General features: G+C 70.3%; 14 protein-coding genes. 5 read left to right on the top strand and 9 right to left on the bottom strand.

Going from position 1 to position 15,531, the window contains the following annotated elements; all coding sequences use genetic code 11:
- Positions 1-138 precede the first annotated feature (138 nt).
- The 9 genes from H590_RS0101715 to H590_RS0101755 form a co-directional block, all read right to left on the bottom strand.
- A complete protein-coding gene (locus H590_RS0101715) occupies positions 139-975 on the bottom strand; it encodes a serine hydrolase (protein WP_028702193.1) in 837 nt (278 codons plus the stop codon).
- Positions 972-2,030 (bottom strand): C45 family autoproteolytic acyltransferase/hydrolase, encoded by a 1,059-nt coding sequence (locus H590_RS0101720; RefSeq protein WP_028702194.1) that lies wholly within the window; start codon positions 2,028-2,030, stop codon positions 972-974. Before H590_RS0101720 ends, H590_RS0101715 begins: the two co-directional genes overlap by 4 nt.
- On the bottom strand, positions 2,027-2,902 hold the full coding sequence (locus H590_RS0101725) for a serine hydrolase (protein WP_036980529.1): 876 nt from the start codon (positions 2,900-2,902) through the stop codon (positions 2,027-2,029). Before H590_RS0101725 ends, H590_RS0101720 begins: the two co-directional genes overlap by 4 nt.
- 64 nt (positions 2,903-2,966) lie before the next feature.
- The gene (locus tag H590_RS0101730) at positions 2,967-3,425 is read right to left on the bottom strand and encodes an Lrp/AsnC family transcriptional regulator (protein ID WP_036980622.1); all 459 of its coding nucleotides are present in this window, start codon (positions 3,423-3,425) and stop codon (positions 2,967-2,969) included.
- A gap of 1 nt (position 3,426) precedes the next feature.
- On the bottom strand, positions 3,427-4,479 hold the full coding sequence (locus H590_RS0101735) for a S66 peptidase family protein (protein WP_084149193.1): 1,053 nt from the start codon (positions 4,477-4,479) through the stop codon (positions 3,427-3,429).
- Complete coding sequence (locus H590_RS0101740; protein ID WP_028702198.1) at positions 4,476-6,134, bottom strand: ATP-binding cassette domain-containing protein; 1,659 nt, start codon at positions 6,132-6,134, stop codon at positions 4,476-4,478. Before H590_RS0101740 ends, H590_RS0101735 begins: the two co-directional genes overlap by 4 nt.
- A 3-nt stretch (positions 6,135-6,137) precedes the next feature.
- The gene (locus H590_RS0101745) at positions 6,138-7,064 is read right to left on the bottom strand and encodes an ABC transporter permease (protein ID WP_172599481.1); all 927 of its coding nucleotides are present in this window, start codon (positions 7,062-7,064) and stop codon (positions 6,138-6,140) included.
- A complete protein-coding gene (locus H590_RS0101750; RefSeq protein ID WP_028702200.1) occupies positions 7,061-8,092 on the bottom strand; it encodes an ABC transporter permease in 1,032 nt (343 codons plus the stop codon). The genes H590_RS0101745 and H590_RS0101750 overlap by 4 nt, the downstream gene beginning before the upstream one ends.
- A gap of 126 nt (positions 8,093-8,218) precedes the next feature.
- The gene (locus H590_RS0101755) at positions 8,219-10,063 is read right to left on the bottom strand and encodes an ABC transporter substrate-binding protein (protein ID WP_028702201.1); all 1,845 of its coding nucleotides are present in this window, start codon (positions 10,061-10,063) and stop codon (positions 8,219-8,221) included.
- A gap of 454 nt (positions 10,064-10,517) precedes the next feature.
- Between H590_RS0101755 and H590_RS0101760 the strand changes: the two genes are divergently transcribed.
- The 5 genes from H590_RS0101760 (at position 10,518) to H590_RS0101780 (ending at position 15,518) form a co-directional block, all read left to right on the top strand.
- Positions 10,518-11,390, top strand: coding sequence for an aminodeoxychorismate lyase (locus H590_RS0101760; protein ID WP_028702202.1), 873 nt, complete (start codon positions 10,518-10,520; stop codon positions 11,388-11,390).
- A 4-nt stretch (positions 11,391-11,394) separates the two neighbouring features.
- Positions 11,395-12,492, top strand: coding sequence for a dipeptidase (locus tag H590_RS0101765; RefSeq protein ID WP_028702203.1), 1,098 nt, complete (start codon positions 11,395-11,397; stop codon positions 12,490-12,492).
- On the top strand, positions 12,492-13,214 hold the full coding sequence (locus tag H590_RS0101770) for a type 1 glutamine amidotransferase (protein ID WP_036980532.1): 723 nt from the start codon (positions 12,492-12,494) through the stop codon (positions 13,212-13,214). Before H590_RS0101765 ends, H590_RS0101770 begins: the two co-directional genes overlap by 1 nt.
- Entirely contained in the window at positions 13,211-14,824 is a 1,614-nt protein-coding gene (locus H590_RS0101775) for a serine hydrolase domain-containing protein (protein WP_197720475.1), read from the top strand. The genes H590_RS0101770 and H590_RS0101775 overlap by 4 nt, the downstream gene beginning before the upstream one ends.
- A gap of 118 nt (positions 14,825-14,942) precedes the next feature.
- Complete coding sequence (locus H590_RS0101780) at positions 14,943-15,518, top strand: NADPH-dependent FMN reductase (protein ID WP_028702206.1); 576 nt, start codon at positions 14,943-14,945, stop codon at positions 15,516-15,518.
- Positions 15,519-15,531: the final 13 nt, after the last annotated feature.

Consider the following 15,531-nt stretch of genomic DNA (forward strand, 5'->3'; position numbering starts at 1 on the left):
CCCCGTCCCGTCACAGAGTCTGTGTGGTGTCCGGTTCCTCGGACTCCCGCGTGGTGTCAGACCTCCGTGTCGGGGCGGGGCCTCGCCGTCCTCCCCCGGCACCAGCCCGACGGGACGCCGGCCGCTGAGCCCGGCGGCTCAGCCGGCCAGCTCGGTGCGCAGCGCCCGGCCGACGTCGGCCATCGCGGCGAGCACCTCGTCGCGCACCCCCTCGCCCATCTGCACCGAGCGGTCCCAGTTGGCCAGCACCGCGTAGCCGATCCGGCGCCGGGGACTCATCACCACCCCGATGTCGGCGCGCACCACGCCGATCGTGCCGGTCTTGTTCCACAGCCAGATGTCGCGGTCGAAGTAGTAGTGGGCCAGCGGGTCCAGACCGAAGGCCGAGGCGACCATCGACAGATCCATCCCGGCCCCCAGCCAGCGCTGCAGGACATCGGCCGAGGAGCGCGACAGGTCCTGGCCGCGGGCCAGCCGGGCGCAGAACCGGACCAGCTCGGCCGCCGTCCCGTGGGACAGGGTCCTCGGGGCGCCGGGCGGGATCGGCCAGCGCACGCAGTCGTCGAGCCCGGAGTCGCGGTACCCCAGCTCCCGGGTGTGCTGCTGGACGACGTCCAGCCCGATCACCCGCACCAGGGTGTTGGTGGCCGCGTTGTCGCTGACCGCTCCGATGAGGGCGGCGACGTCGTAGAGGCTCAGGTCGTTCTGCTGCAGCAGGTACCACAGCCCGGAGTTGTCCATCCACTCCGCCGGACGCCGGGTGACGCGGTCCTCCAGGCTGCGCCGACCGGCGTCCACCTCGTGCAGCAGCCGGTGCAGCATGAAGATCTTGCCGACGCTGGCGGTGTCCTGGACACGGTCGGGATCCAGTTCGGCGAGCAGTTGGCCGGAGTCGATGTCGACCGCCCGTGCCGACCAGCGCACCCCCGCCACCTCCCGCAGCCTCTGCGGGATGTCTCGACAACTGATGGTCATGCGGTGATCCTCTCCCCGGTGGCGAAGGCGCTCAGCACCCCGCACCACGCCGGGCCCTGCGTCTGGACCCAGATCCGGTCGGCTACCGGGTCGACCACCGTGGTGGCGAAGGTGTAGAGGTCCTCGCTGCGGTTGAGGACCCCCTCGCTGCGCAGTGCGGCCAGCACATCGGTGGCCGACCCGACCCGCGGCGAGACGGCCCGCAGGCGTGCCACCCGGGTGCGGGACTCGGCCAGCCACCGGTCGTCGGGTGCCACCGCCAGGCCAGGCCGGGTGCCGTCGACCATCCGCAGGTGATTGGTGTGACGCAGCGCCCCGGCGTCGGCCCTCTGACAGGCCTGGCGTCCGGCGGCGTTCTCGATGATGTCGGCCCGCCCGCCGGGCCCGTCGGCCACGTCGAAGGCGAACCCGCCGGCGCAGGGGACCTCCGTCAGGGCCGCGCGGGCGGCCTGACCGGTCGACTGTCGCTGGGCGTGACGGGCCACCAGGTGGCGTCCGGCGCCTCCGGTGAGAGGAGTGCGCACCGGGACGTGGTCCATCCCGAAGCTGAGCCCCGCCGAGGTGGTGACGAAGGAGTTGGCCGGAAGCATGCCGGGATACCACACCACCGTCATCGCGGGGTCCCCGTCGATCCGCAGACTCACCAGCCTCACCAGCGGGGCCACCTCGCGGTCGCCGTCCTCGTTGTGGCCCATGCACAGCCCCTGGTCGTCGGCGGCGCACAGGTCCGAGCAGCCGGTGCCGTCGCGGCCCAGGTCGCCCCGCAGGTTCAGTGCCCACAACTCCTCGGCCGGCACCCCGGCCCCCGCCGCGAGCCAGTCCAGCTCCTGGGACTCGACGGGCAGCAGTCTGCGGGTCGAGGCGACCACCGCCTCGAAGACCGGGCGGCTGGGGCCGGTGGCGCGATCCACCAGCCCGGCCCAGCTGGGCAGCGCTCGCCAGGCGGCGATCTGGTCGGCGTGGGCGCGTCCCAGATCGGTCATCGCCTCGGCGCGGGAGCCGCTGATGAGGGTCCACTCCAGACCCGAGACCTCGGGCAGCCTGGTGATACTCATGACAGCCCCGCGTCCTCGCGCGCCAGACCCGTGACATGGTGGCGGATCTGCTCGCCGATGGCCCGCATGGTGTCGACGACGGCGGCCCGCAGATCGGTGCCGTCGGCCCAGTTGGCGGCCACCGCGTAGGCGACCCGGCCGGCCGGCCCGGCGAGGTGTCCCACCTCGATCCGGGCGGTGTCGATGGAGCCGGTCTTGTGGTGCAGCACCATCTGCTGGTACTCCGGGCCGACATGGGCCAGCGGGTCGAGCAGGAAGGAGTCGGCGAGCATCGAGGTGTCGGTGTCGGCGGCCAGCCAGGTGAGGACCCGGGAGCGCACCGGATCGCTCAGCAGCTCGGCGCCGGGGTGCTCGGGGGCCGATCCCTCGCCGAGCCGCCGGATCAGATCGGCCAGTTCTGCGGCGCAGCCGAAGGATGTGGTCCAGGGGACCTCGGGGGTCCGCTCGTTGCGGATGTAGTCGAGCATCTGGGTGTGCTGGTAGCCGAGCTCCCGCGCGACGGCGTGGACGGCGTCCATCCCCACCAGATGGGCCAGCGCATTGGTCGCGAGGTTGTCGCTGACCGCGCCGACCAGCAGTGCGGCGTCGACGACGGTGAGCCGCTGGTCGCTCATCCGGTAGAGCAGGCCGGAGTCCTCGACCCTCAGCTCGTCGGGGATCTCGATCCTCTGGTCGGAGGCCAGTCGGCCGTCCTGGAGCCGGTTGGCGACCTCCACCAGCAGGAAGAGCTTGCCGACACTGGCGGTCCGGCAGACCTGGGTGGGAGTGTGCTCGGCCAGCACCGGGGCGGCCGAGCCGGGCTCGGCGGTGGCGTCCAGAACCTGGATCGACCAGGTGATCCGGGGGTCCAACGGGGGCAGCACCAGAGACATTGAGTTCCTTCTCCTCGAGGGGAGGAGGCCACTCCCCCTCCCCGGTCAACCAGACGTCCGCAGGCTAGACCTTCGGGGCCACCACGCGGTCGAAGTGGGAGCGCAGCACCATCGTGGTCCGGGTGCGGGTGTGCACCGCCGAGCGGATCTGGTTGATCACCTGCTCCAGCTCCTGGGCGTCGCCGACCCGCACCAGCACCAGATGGGTGGCGTCCCCGGCGACCGACCAGCAGGACTGCACCTGGCTGATCCTCTCCATCGCCAGGGGCACCTCCTCGTCCAGGGACGGGTCGGCGTAGATCTCGACGATGGCGGCCAGCGGACAGCCCAGGGTCTCCGGGGAGACCAGGGCGCGGTAGCCGGTGATCGCGCCGATCTCCTCCAGCCGGCGGACCCGGGTCTGGACGGTCGAGACCGACAGCCCGGTGGCCTCGGCCAGCGCCGACAGCTTCGCGCGGCCGTCGGAGGCCAGCAGCGCCAGCAGCCGGTGGTCCTGGCGGTCCAGTCCCTCACCGCGGGGCATCTCAGTCCCCGGCTCCCGGTCGCTGCGGGCGGCCGACACTCAGTCGCGGTTCCCGGCCGACCGCCAGGTCCAGCACCCCGGTGACATTGAGCGGGACGCTGAGGGCCTCGGGATCGTGGCCGAAGCCCTGCTCCCACAGCACCGGCACCCCCAGTCCCGTCAGGTACTCGGCCATCAGGGCACGAACCTGGTCGGGCGGGGCGCAGTCGTGCCAGGATCCCAGCACGATCCCGCAGGCGGCCGCCAGCCGACCGCTGCGAGCCATCTGGATCATGAGATTGTCGAGCCGGTAGAGGTCCTCCTCGATGTCCTCCAGGAAGAGGATCTCGGGCTGGTCCCCGGTCCGGGCGACGGCCTCGGGAGCCCCGATACCGGCGGCCAGCAGGGACAGGTTCCCACCCCGGAAGCTGCCGCAGACCCTCCCGGGCACCAGCACCTCGGCGCGCGGCCCGACGATCTGGCGGTTCCGCCAGGGCTCCAGGAGCCAGCGGCCGACGTCCTGGCGGATCGCCGCGGAGTCTCTGAAGACGTCATTTCCCGGCATCGGGCAGAACAGGCTGGGTACTCCCAGATGGAACCGGAAGGCCTCGTGCAGGGCGGTGATGTCGCTGGAGCCGGTGAGCAGCTTCGGACGGCCGTCACGACGAGGGGTGGCCGCGGCCATCCGGGCCCAGTCGATGCCGTCCAGCAGCCTCATCGCCCCGTATCCGCCGCGCACGCACACCACGGCGTCGACCTCCGGGTCGGTCCAGGCCTCCACCAGATCGGCCCGGCGCAGCTCGTCGGACCCGGCCAGGTAGTCGGCCCGGGAGTCGCAGGCCAGGATGTGGGCCGCCACCCGGACGCTGAGCCCCCAGCCCTCCAGGTAGCCCACCGCCCGCTCGACGCTCTCGGCACTGCTGGGCCCCGAGGGGTCGACCAGCTGCACGACGTCTCCGGACTGCAACGGCGGTCGGTCCAGGTAGGCCTGGGGCCACCCGGCCACCCGGCCCGCGCGGCCTGACGGGGCCGCCGGGTCTGCCGGAGCCGGCTCCTGGATGGCGGGAGAGGTCATGCCGCTGCCCTGCCTCGGATGCTCGGGGCGGCCGCCAGCAGAGTCCGGGTGTACTCGTGCTGCGGGTGGAGCAACACCTCCTCGGCGGGCCCGTGCTCGACGATCCGCCCCTGGTACATCACCGCGACGGTGTCGGCGATGTTCCACGCCAGACCCAGGTCATGGGTGATCACCAGGGCGCTGAGCCCCAGCCGTTCGCGCAGCGACAGCAGCAGGGCCAGGATCTCGCCCCGGACCGAGGCGTCCAGGGAGGCCACCGGCTCGTCGGCGACCAGCACCTCCGGGTGGATCGCCAGCGCACCGGCGATCACCACCCGCTGGAGCTGACCGCCGGACAGCTCCTGGGGGATGGCTCCGACATAGCGTTCTGCGGGGATCAGCTCGGCGGACTGCAGGGCCTCGGCGACCCTCTCCTCCTCGCTGCCGCTGAAGTGCTGGACGCGCAGCCCCTCGGCCACCGACTCGTAGACGCTGAGCTTGGGGTTGAGCGCCGCCGAGGGGTCCTGGAGAACCATCTGGACCTGCCGGCGGAAGGCGCGGACCGCCCTGCTGCGGGTCGGCAGATCGGCCCCGCGGAACTGGATGGTCGACCCGTCGTCGGCGGGCTGGAGGCCCAGCACGGTTCTGGCCAGGGTGGACTTGCCCGACCCGGACTGACCGACCAGGGCCAAGATCTCGCCGTTGTGGATGGTGAGGTCGACATCCTTGACGGCGTGCACCGGGGTGCGCCCTGCCCGGTAGGTGACATTGAGGCCGTGGGCCTCCAGCAGCACCTCGTCAGTCATCGTGTGGCGCTCGTCGACGGGCGGCCTGGGGGCCTGCTCCCGGCGGGTGACCGGGTGCATCCGCGATGCCGGGTCGCCGATCACCGGGAAGGCCGAGGCCAGCTGCTGGGTGTAGGGCTGCTTGGGGTCCAGGCAGATCTGCTGTGCCGGACCCACCTCGACCAGCTCGCCGTCCTTCATCACCGCGATCCGGGAGCAGGCGGTGGCCAGCACCGACAGGTCATGGCTGATCATCATCAGCGAGATGCCCCGCTCGTGGACCAGCTCGTTGATCATGTCGAGAATCTGCTTCTGGACGATGACGTCCAGGGCGGTGGTCGGCTCGTCGGCCACGATGATGTCGGGTTCGCAGGCCAGCGCCATCGCGATCATGATCCGCTGCTTCTGGCCCCCCGACAGCTCGTGCGGGTAGGACTCGGCCTTCTCGGCGGGCAGGTCGACGACCTTCATGAGGTCCTTGACCCGCTGCTTGCGCGCCTTCTCGGTGGGCCACCGGTCGGTGACGTGGAGCTCGAGGGCCTCCAGGATCTGGCGGCCCACGGTGTGCACCGGGTTGAGGGAGTGCATCGCACCCTGGAAGATGATCGAGGCCTCCGCCCAGCGCACCGACCGCAGCTTGCCGAAGGACAGGTCGGCCACATCGGTGTCGCCGATCCGCACCGATCCGGTGAGGGTGGCATTCCTGGGCAGCAGCCGCAGCACGCTCATCGCCAGGGTCGACTTGCCCGAACCGGACTCCCCGGCCACCCCGAGGGTGCCGCCGGCCGGCAGGTCCAGGCTGACATGGCGCACCGCGTGCACCTGCCCGCGGTCATGGCGTCCCGAGGTCTGATAGGTGATCGAGACGTCGTCGAAGATGAGATCGGGCATGGCTCATCGGCTCCTCAGGGTTGGGTTGACGATGGTCTCCACGGCCCGGCCCACCAGGGTGAAGGCCAGCACGACGAGGAGGATGGCCAGGCCGGGGATGAGGACGTACCACCAGTAGCCGCTGGTGGCCGCCGACAGATCCATCGAGTTCTTGAGGATGGTGCCCCAGGACTGCTTGGAGGGATCGCCCAGACCGAGGAAGGACAGCGTCGACTCGGCGATGATCGCCGACCCGACCGTCAGGGTGGTGTTGGCCAGCACCAGCGGCATCACCGCCGGCAGCAGGTGTTTGAAGATGATGTGCCAGTGCCCACCGCCCAGCACCCGGGCCCGTTCGACGTAGTCGCGCGACTCGATGGACAGGGTCTGGGAGCGCACCACCCGGGCGGTGCCGGCCCAGGAGGTGAGGCCGATCGCGATGACGATCGTCATCACGCCGCGTTCCAGCACCGAGGACAGCACGATCGCCAGGATCAGCGAGGGCAGCACCAGGAAGAAGTCGACGATCCGCATCAGCAGACCGCCCACCCAGCCGGTGAAGTGGCCGGCGGCGATCCCGATGATGGTGCCGATGATCATCGACATCGCGGTGGCCGCGAAGCCGACCACCAGGGAGACCCGGGACCCCCACAGCATCCGCACCCACAGTTCCCGGCCCTGGTCATCGGTGCCGAAGGGGTGGGCCCAGGAGGGCGGGGCGTATCGCGGGCTCTGGAGCAGCTGGGTGAGGTCGAGCATCCGGGTCGGGGCCAGCACCGGGGCCAGGATGGCCAGGATGATGATGACGGCCAGGATCCCCAGGCCGATCATGCCGGCCTTGTAGTGCCGGAACTCCCGCCAGAACTCGCGGGCGGAGGCCGCCCGCCGGCTCCACGCCATGGCGCGGGCCGAGCTGGTCGGGGAGGTCGGGGTCGATGTGGTGGCGCTCATGCCGTCCTCACCCTCGGGTCGAGCTGACGATAGACGAGATCGGCGAGCAGATTGGTCACGATGATGATCGCCGAGAAGACCACGAAGGTCCCCTGGAGCAGCGGCAGGTCCGGTCCGCTGATCGCCTCATAGGTGAGTTTTCCCAGACCGGGCCAGGAGAACACCGTCTCGACCGTCACGGCACCGGCGATCAGCCCGCCGATGTGCATGAAGACCAGGGTGACGGTCGGCAGCAGGGCGTTGGGCACCGCGTGGCGGCTGCGCACCTTGTCCTCGCGCAGGCCCTTGGCCCGGGCGGTGGTGAGGTAGTCCGCGCTCATCTCCTCGATGAGGGAGGCGCGCATCACCATGACGTACTGGGCGTAGACGACGGCGACCATCGTGATCACCGGGAGCACCATGTGCGAGGCGACGTCGAGGACCTTGTCGAAGGTCCCGGTCGGTGGTGAGGGGCTGGTCATCCCGCCGGTCGGGAACCAGTGCAGGGAGCCGCCGAAGACCATCAGCAGCAGCAGGGCGAGCCAGAAGGTGGGCACCGACCAGAACACCAGGGAGGTGCCGGAGGTGATCCGGTCGAACCAGGAGCCGTGCTTCCAGGCCGACCTCTGGCCCAGCCACAGTCCCAGCGCGATGGCGATCACCGCGGCGGTCCCGGTGAGCAGGATGGTGTTCCAGAAGTACTCCCCGATGAGGCTGGCGACCGACTGCTTGTACACATAGGAGTCGCCGAAGTTCAGGGTGAAGACGTTGACCAGGTAGTTCCAGAACTGGACGATCATCGGCTTGTTGAGGCCGAGCTGTTCGCGCAGCTGGTCCATCTGGGCCGCGCTCATCGGACGCTCCTTGGCCATCCGGGCCACCGGGTCGCCGGGGATCAGCTTGAAGGCGAAGAAGCCGAGCAGGATCACCAGCACCATCGAGATCGCCGCTCCGCCCAGCTTGGACAGCAGGTATCGGATCGCCGGGACGCCGCGCGGCGGCTCGTCGGTCTCCTGGGCGGCGACCGTGGGGGTGAGGGCTGTGCTCATGACGGCTCCTTCAAAGTTGTGCAGTGGCGTGGCGCGCGGGCACCGGCGCACAGGGGGCGGTGCGGCGTCACGCCGGCAGGAAGATCGGGGACGCCGGCGCGCTGGCCGGCGTCCCCGATCTGTGGATCACTCGGTCTCGTCGGCGTGACGACGCCGCACGAGCACCCAGACGACGCCGGCGATCACCAGGACCGCGACGACGATCCCTCCGACGATCAGTCCGGTGTGCGAGTTGGACGCGTTGTTCGAACCGCTCACCGGGGCCACCGTGAGGTAGCCCCAGTAGCCGGCCTGGTTGGCGATGATGCCGCCCTTGGCGGGCTGCAGCTCGAATCCGGTGAACCGGTCGGACCGGTAGGCCTCCAGCGAGTTGGCGTACCAGATCGCGATCTGCGGGGTGTCGGTGTAGTTCTGCGCCAGCATCTTCTGGACGATCGCGCGGCGCTGGGTCTCATTGAGCTCGGCGCGTTGGGCGGCGTACATCTTGTCGAAGTCCGGGTTGCAGTAGCCGTCCTGGGTCGTGCCGCCGGTGCCGTCGGTGCGGGTCGGACGCGAGTCGCAGGTGTTGATGCCGAGCTGGTAGTCCGGATCCGGGTTGATGCTCCAACCCGAGAAGTACATGTCGTAGTTGCCCTTGATGGTCCGGTCGGAGATCGTGTCGGAGTCGCTGGACTGCACCTGGAGATCGATGCCGACCGACTTCAGCCACGGCTTGAGGTAGTCGGCGCTGGTCTGCTCGGTCGGATCGCTGGAGTCGACGAGCAGCCGGAGGCTGAGCTTCTGGCCGCCCTTGGCGCGGATCCCGTCGGGGCCGACCTTCCAGCCGTCCTCGTCCAGGGTCTTCTTGGCCGCCGCCGGGTCGTACTTGATGATCGCCGGGTCGGTGGTGGGCAGGCTCCACTTCGGGAAGGAGGAGGGGATGAAGCTGGTGGCCTCGGCCCCCTGCCCGTTGAGCACCTTGGCCAGCAGGGTCTTGTTGTCGATGGCCTGACGCAGGGCGTGACGGACCTTGACATCCTTCAGGGCTGCCGCACCGGTGCCGAAGGGCTTGTTGTCACGGGTCTGCATGCCGACGTTGAGGCTGATCGAGGTGTACCGGCGGCCGGTTCCGGAGTGGGTGGTGACTCCGGAGGCGCCCTTGAGGGCGTTGAACTGGGTCGACGACAGCCCGGTGACCAGGTCGACGTCACCGGAGCGCAGGGCCTGCACCTGGGCGTCGGAGTTCGTGTAGTAGATGTACTGCAGCCCGGAGACCTTGGGGGCGCCCCGCCAGAAGTTGGGGTTGGCCTTGAAGGTGATCGACTGGTTGGCCTTGTAGCTGGCCAGCTGGAAGGGGCCCGAGCCAACCGTGTTCGACTCATTGGCGAACTTCGCCGGATCCTTGACCTTGGACCAGACGTGCTGGGGGACGATCGGGATCTCGACGCCGGGGTTGGGGGCCTGCGGTGCCTTGAGGTTGATCACGACGGTCTTGGCGTCGGGGGTGTCGACGCTGGCGAAGTTGCTCACCAGGTTGCCGTTGGCGACCGCCATGTCGGGAACCTTCATCATCTGCTCATAGGTGTACTTCACATCGGCAGAGGTGATCGGCTGACCGTCGGACCACTTGAGGCCGTCCTGGAGGGTGTAGGTCCAGGTCTTGCCGTCCGAGGAGGTCTTCCAGGAACCGGCGAGCCCCTTGGTCGGCGAGCCGTCCGTCTGGTCGTTGGCGACCAGGTTCTCGTACATGTACCTGATCGCGTTGGTCGGCAGCAGGTAGATCGAGGTGAAGGGGTTGAAGCTGTCGACGAATCCCGAGGTCGCGATCCTCAGCACGCTGGGGCTCGCCGAGCTCGACGCCGCGGGAGAGGAGTCCGCGCGGTCCTGGCTGGGTGCCGCCTGAGCCACCCCCCCGATCGAACCGGCGGCAAGCAGGGCACCTGCCACCAAGGAGGCGGACACGGTCCTCAGGCCGCGTGATCTGGTACGCATCTGGTCATCCTTCGTCCAAGAAGCGGAGCCCACCGCGGGCCCCGTAGAGCAGTGATCTGAACGCATCACACCACGTCCGACGCATGAACATGCGAGTTATTACAAGACTTTTACCTGACCGAGACATAGCGGAACCATCTCCAAACCAGGAATGAATCCTGTCCTGAAGGTACTATGTCGGATTTATTCCGGATGTGGTGAGGCATCTCAGATCGTGAGGCGTCAGATCCGGACCGCCGGGAGTCCCTGAGCGGGTCGATCGCGATCCCTGCCGAACCCCTATCATCTCCGGCAGAGGGTGCCCATCCGGACACCTTCGTGAGGTGACTATCCAACACGTATCCTCTCGTTGCGGACAGTCCCGACAGGTCTGGACCGGGTCTCACGCCCCGATCGCCCAGTCCCGGCCCTCACACGCTCAGTCCTCCTGCACATCGTCAGAATGGGAACCACCATGAAGCCGTTGATCCTGAACTTCCTGGACCTCTCCACCCCGGAGGGGTCGTTCGCCCGCCGCGAGCCCGACGAGGCACTCATCCGGGTCGACAATCTGGGCATCACCCGGGGAGACGGGATCTTCGAGACGGCTGGCGTCATCGAGGGCGTGCCGCTGGCCCTGGAGGCCCACCTGGCCCGGTTCGCCCGCTCGGCGAGCATGCTCGACCTGCCCGAGCCCAACCTCGACCTGTGGCGTCGCGTCGTGGTGGACACCGCCCACCAGATGGCCGACGCCGGGGTCCTCACCGGCGTCAAGTTCTGCATGACCCGCGGCATCGAGGGGGAGGTCTCGGCCCCCACCGGATGGGCGCTGGGATTCATCGCCGACGACCCGACCGCGGTCCGCCGCGACGGGATCGACGTCGTCAAGCTGGACCGCGGCTTCCGCCACGACGTCGCCGAGACCTCGCCCTGGCTGCTCCAGGGGGCCAAGACGCTGTCCTACGCCGTCAACAAGTCGGTGCTGCGCGAGGCCGAGCGCCGCGGCGCCACCGATGTCATCTTCACCAGCACCGACGGCTACATCCTCGAGGGGCCCAGCTCCTCCCTGGTGGCGCGGATCGACGGCGTCTACGTCACCCCGCCGCCGAGCATGGGGATTCTCCCCGGAACCACCCAGGGAGACATCTTCACCTGCCTGGAGCGTCGCGGTCTGGCCACCCGCGTCGACGCCGTGAAGGTCGCCGACCTGGACCGCGCCGATGGGGTGTGGCTGTGCTCCAGCACCCGCGGCGCCGCCCCGGTGCGCACCATCGACGGCAATGCGGTCCCCCTGGACCACGCCGCCACCGAGCTCATCAACGGCGACCTCGACGCCAGGCGGTCCTGATCGCGTGATCGGCGTCATCGACGGACACAACGACCTCGCCTGGGCCTGCCGCGAGAAGCGCGGCTACCGGGTCGACGGGCTGGACGGGACCGACGGCCCGGTCGCTGGCCTGCACACCGACCTGGCGCGGCTGAGAGCCGGGCAGGTGCAGGGGCAGTTCTGGTCGGTGTGGGTCGAACCGGTTCTCGATGGCGCCGAGCAGGTCACCGCCACCCTCGAGCAGATCGACTTCGTCCACCGGCTGGTGGCCGCCCATCCCGACCGGCTCGAGCTGGCCGGCACCGCCGAGGAGGCCCGCCGGGCGGCCGCCCGCGGCCGGATCGCCTCCCTCATCGGGGTGGAGGGGGGAGCGCAGATCGGCGGTTCCCTCGCCGTGCTGCGCCAGTACGCCCGGCTGGGGGCCCGCTACATGACCCTCACCTGGTCGCGCACCACCGACTGGGCCGACTCCGCCACCGACCTGCCGCGCCACGCCGGGCTGACCGCCTTCGGCCGCGACGTGGTCGCCGAGATGAACCGGATCGGGATGCTGGTGGACCTGGCCCATGTGGCGCCGTCGACGATGCGCGACGCCCTGGCGGTGGCCACCCGTCCGGTGATGGTCTCCCACTCGGCGACCGCGGCGCTGTGCGACCATCCGCGCAACGTGCCCGACGACGTCCTGGCCCGGATCGGATCGACCGGCGGGGTGGTGATGGTCGCCCTGGTGCCCTCCTTCGTGAGCCAGGCGCGCCACGACTGGGTGGAGGCCGGCGAGATCGGCGAACCGCCGGCCGTCGGGATCGCCGATGTCGCCGACCAGATGGACCACGTCCGCGAGGTGGCGGGGATCGACGCGGTCGGGATCGGCGCCGACTACGACGGCACCGGGTCGATGCCCGAGGGCCTGGAGGACGTCTCCCACTACCCCGATCTGTTCGCCGTGCTGTCGCGACGCGGCTGGTCGGAGACCGACCTGGCAGCCACCGCCCACGGCAATGTGCTGCGGGTGCTGGAGGCCAGCGACCCCGACTACCGGGCCTTCCTGGCCGGGACGGCCGGCCAGCCAGACCCGCACGCCATCGTCCCGGCCGTCGACACCTTCACCAGGGAGCAGCACTGATGCACACCGCACCCACCGTTCTGGTGGTCGTCAACTCACCGACCTCGGGGCCCCGCAGGCTGCGGGGCTGGCTGGAGGCCGACGGACTGGAGATCTGCCAGCGGCTGGCCTCCGAGGGGCTGCCCGAGGACCTGTCGGGGATCGACGGCCTGATCATGCTCGGCGGCGGGCTGATGCCCGACGAGTTCGACCGGGCGCCCTGGCTGCGCGGGGAGCGGACCCTGGCCCTGTCGGCCATCGCCGAGGACCTGCCCACCCTGGGGATCTGCCTGGGCGGTCAGCTGCTGGCCGACGTCGCCGGCGGCCAGGTGCGCGCCAGGACCGGACCCAAGGAGCGCGGGGCGACCCTCATCCACGCCACCGCGGACGGTGCCTCGGACCCCGTCATCGGCGGTCTGGGCAGCGGCACCCCGATGATCGAGAACCACCAGGACATGATCACCGAGCTGCCCCCCGATGCGGTCCTGCTGGCCTCCTCGAAGGCGCTGGCGAACCAGGCCTTCCGGCTCGGCGACCACGTCCGCGGACTCCAGTTCCACCCCGAGGCCAGTGCCGAGAGCCTGGCCGGCTGGGACGAGGCGGCGCTCACCGCCGACGGGTTCTCCCGCGACGAGCTGGTCGCCGAGGCCCAGCGGGTCGACGCCGTCAACACGGCCGCCGCCCGACGGCTCGTCGACGCCTTCGCCGCCGAGGTGAGGGCCGCCTTCGAGGAGCGGCGGTGAGTCCGGCCGGGCGGCTGGACCCGGCCGGGGCGCTGCGCTGCCCGGTCGGGGAGCCCTGGCAGCCCCCCTCGGGGTTCGCCAAGATCTGCCAGCAGGTGCTCGCCGCCCAGCTGGACGCCGCGACCCTGGCACTGGCGCCGTCGTGCGTTGCCGCGATCACCTGGCGCGGCCGCGTGGTGGCGGTGCACACCAGCGGCCAGCCGCGGATGGACGGTGCACCGGCCGGGCCCGGCACCGTCTACCGGATCGCCTCGATGTCGAAGTCCTTTCTCGCCGCCGCCGCACTGTCGCTGCGCGAGGACGACGTCCTGAACCTGGACCGGCCCGCCCGCGAACTCATCGGCGGACTCGAGTCCGCCCGGTTCGGTGCCGGAGGTGCCGGATCGGTGCCCTTGGACGCCACCCTCGACGAGCTGCTGAGCAACCGCTCGGGGATCGCCGAGGACAACCCGTGGGGTGACGAGCACCTGGCCGAACCGCGGGAGTGGATGGCCGACCGGGTGGCCGAGGGACTGCGCCTGAGCGCCTTCCCCGGCACCGTCTACCAGTACTCCAATCTCGGCGTCTCCCAGACCGGCCGAGCCATCGAGGCGGTCACCGGGATCCCGGTCGAACAGGTCGTCCGGGAGCGGATCCTCGACCCGCTGGGCCTGTCGGCCACCCGGGCCGATCCCTCGATGTACCCCGACGGCACCGATCTGGCGCGGGGGTTCCGCACCTTCGACGACGGATCCCACTTCCGGCCCGAACCCTTCGTGGGGTCGGGGGCGCTGGGCTGCATCGGCGAACTGTTCAGCACCGTCGGCGACGTCGCCAGCTGGATGCACTTCCTCGGATCGGCCTTCGACGAGATTCCCGACCCGGGTCTCGAGACCGTCCTGTCGGCCTCCTCGCGGCGTCGGATGCAGACCGGCCACACCCTGATGCGAACCACCGAGTGGCCCTTCGCGGGACGTCGACTGGACGGCGCGGGATACGGCTACGGACTGATCTGCGAGCTCGACCACCGGTTCGGGCGGGTGGCCCAGCACTCCGGAGGGCTGCCCGGGTTCTCCTCCCACATGCGCTGGCACCCCACCACCGGGATCGGCGTGGTGGTGATGGCCAACTCGAACTCCTTCGGCGCCTGGCGTCCGGCCTCGGCGATCCTGAGCACCGTGCTGGACGCCGTGGAGGCCCCCTCCGCCCGGGTGCGAGTGTGGCCCGAGGCCCTCGAGGCGGCGTCCCGGATGGAACGCACCCTGGTCTCGGGCGGAAGTCTGGAGGACCTCCTCGAGCCGGTCCCCGACACCGGCCTGCTGTCGCGCAATGTGCTGCGCGACGTCCCCTGGGCAGTGCGCTCGCAGCGGCTGGCGGCGCTGACCGACCAGGCCGGCCCGGTGCAGGAGAACCTGCCCCCGCTGGCCGAGAGGATCCTCACCGCGCCGACCCCGGCCGCGCTGCGCTGGGCGGTGCCCTGTCAACGGGCCACCCTGGTCTGCGACCTGCGGATGGCCGGACTGCACCACCCCGTGGTCCAGGCGATCGACACCCAGCTCGCCGGCCCCGACGGGCGCAAACCCGCCGGCGAGCAGAGTCTGGCCCAGGATCACATCCAGGTGCTCATCTGAACCTGCCTGCGGGATCGACGCGGCGCCGGAATAGGGGCAGAGTAGATGACGTTTCACCTATTCGGTTGGGCTCGCCCCCGGCCGCAACCCCTGTGAACCGTCACCGAAAGGCAACGATATGAAGATCGGCATCATCTCCGGGTCCGTGCGGCAGGGCCGCAACTCCGCCCACGTCGCACGGTGGGTCGCCTCCAGCGTCAAGGACCTGGGCCTGGCCGACGTCGACTTCGAGGTCGTTCCGCTCGCCGACTACCAGCTGCCGGCCTTCGACTCCCCGATCAGCCCGATGGCCGCCACCGAGCCCTTCGAGAACCCGGAGGTGGCCCGTTGGGGACGCACGATCGCCTCCTTCGACGCGTACATCCTGGTCACCCCGGAGTACAACCACTCCGTCCCCGGCGCCCTGAAGAATGCCGTCGACTGGCTGGGCCGCGAGCTGCACGGCAAGCCGATCGCCTTCGTCTCCTACGGGGCCGACGGCGGGGTGCGCGCCACCGAGCACTGGCGTCAGATCGTGGCCAACTTCGAGATGATCGACATCCGCTCCAGCATCGCGCTGGGGCTGTTCACCGACTTCGACAAGGACGGCATCGCCCCTCAGCCGCGCCGCGCCGCCGAGATCGCCACCCTGGCGAACTCCCTGGTGGCCACCACCCGTCGCTGGCAGCGCGACCTCACCAGCCAGGCCGCCTGAGGGCCCCGGCCGT

Origin of the sequence: Acidipropionibacterium jensenii DSM 20535, from assembly GCF_000425285.1 — a bacterium.
Classification (GTDB): Bacteria; Actinomycetota; Actinomycetes; order Propionibacteriales; family Propionibacteriaceae; genus Acidipropionibacterium; species Acidipropionibacterium jensenii.

Excerpts from the sequence above, each read along its gene's own strand:
- H590_RS0101715 (WP_028702193.1), bottom strand. The coding sequence starts at position 975 with ATGACCATCAGTTGTCGAGACATCCCGCAGAGGCTGCGGGAGGTGGCG.
- H590_RS0101720 (WP_028702194.1), bottom strand. The coding sequence starts at position 2,030 with ATGAGTATCACCAGGCTGCCCGAGGTCTCGGGTCTGGAGTGGACCCTC.
- H590_RS0101725 (WP_036980529.1), bottom strand. The coding sequence starts at position 2,902 with ATGTCTCTGGTGCTGCCCCCGTTGGACCCCCGGATCACCTGGTCGATC.
- H590_RS0101730 (WP_036980622.1), bottom strand. The coding sequence starts at position 3,425 with ATGCCCCGCGGTGAGGGACTGGACCGCCAGGACCACCGGCTGCTGGCG.
- H590_RS0101735 (WP_084149193.1), bottom strand. The coding sequence starts at position 4,479 with ATGACCTCTCCCGCCATCCAGGAGCCGGCTCCGGCAGACCCGGCGGCC.
- H590_RS0101740 (WP_028702198.1), bottom strand. The coding sequence starts at position 6,134 with ATGCCCGATCTCATCTTCGACGACGTCTCGATCACCTATCAGACCTCG.
- H590_RS0101745 (WP_172599481.1), bottom strand. The coding sequence starts at position 7,064 with ATGAGCGCCACCACATCGACCCCGACCTCCCCGACCAGCTCGGCCCGC.
- H590_RS0101750 (WP_028702200.1), bottom strand. The coding sequence starts at position 8,092 with ATGAGCACAGCCCTCACCCCCACGGTCGCCGCCCAGGAGACCGACGAG.
- H590_RS0101755 (WP_028702201.1), bottom strand. The coding sequence starts at position 10,063 with ATGCGTACCAGATCACGCGGCCTGAGGACCGTGTCCGCCTCCTTGGTG.
- H590_RS0101760 (WP_028702202.1), top strand. The coding sequence starts at position 10,518 with ATGAAGCCGTTGATCCTGAACTTCCTGGACCTCTCCACCCCGGAGGGG.
- H590_RS0101770 (WP_036980532.1), top strand. The coding sequence starts at position 12,492 with ATGCACACCGCACCCACCGTTCTGGTGGTCGTCAACTCACCGACCTCG.
- H590_RS0101780 (WP_028702206.1), top strand. The coding sequence starts at position 14,943 with ATGAAGATCGGCATCATCTCCGGGTCCGTGCGGCAGGGCCGCAACTCC.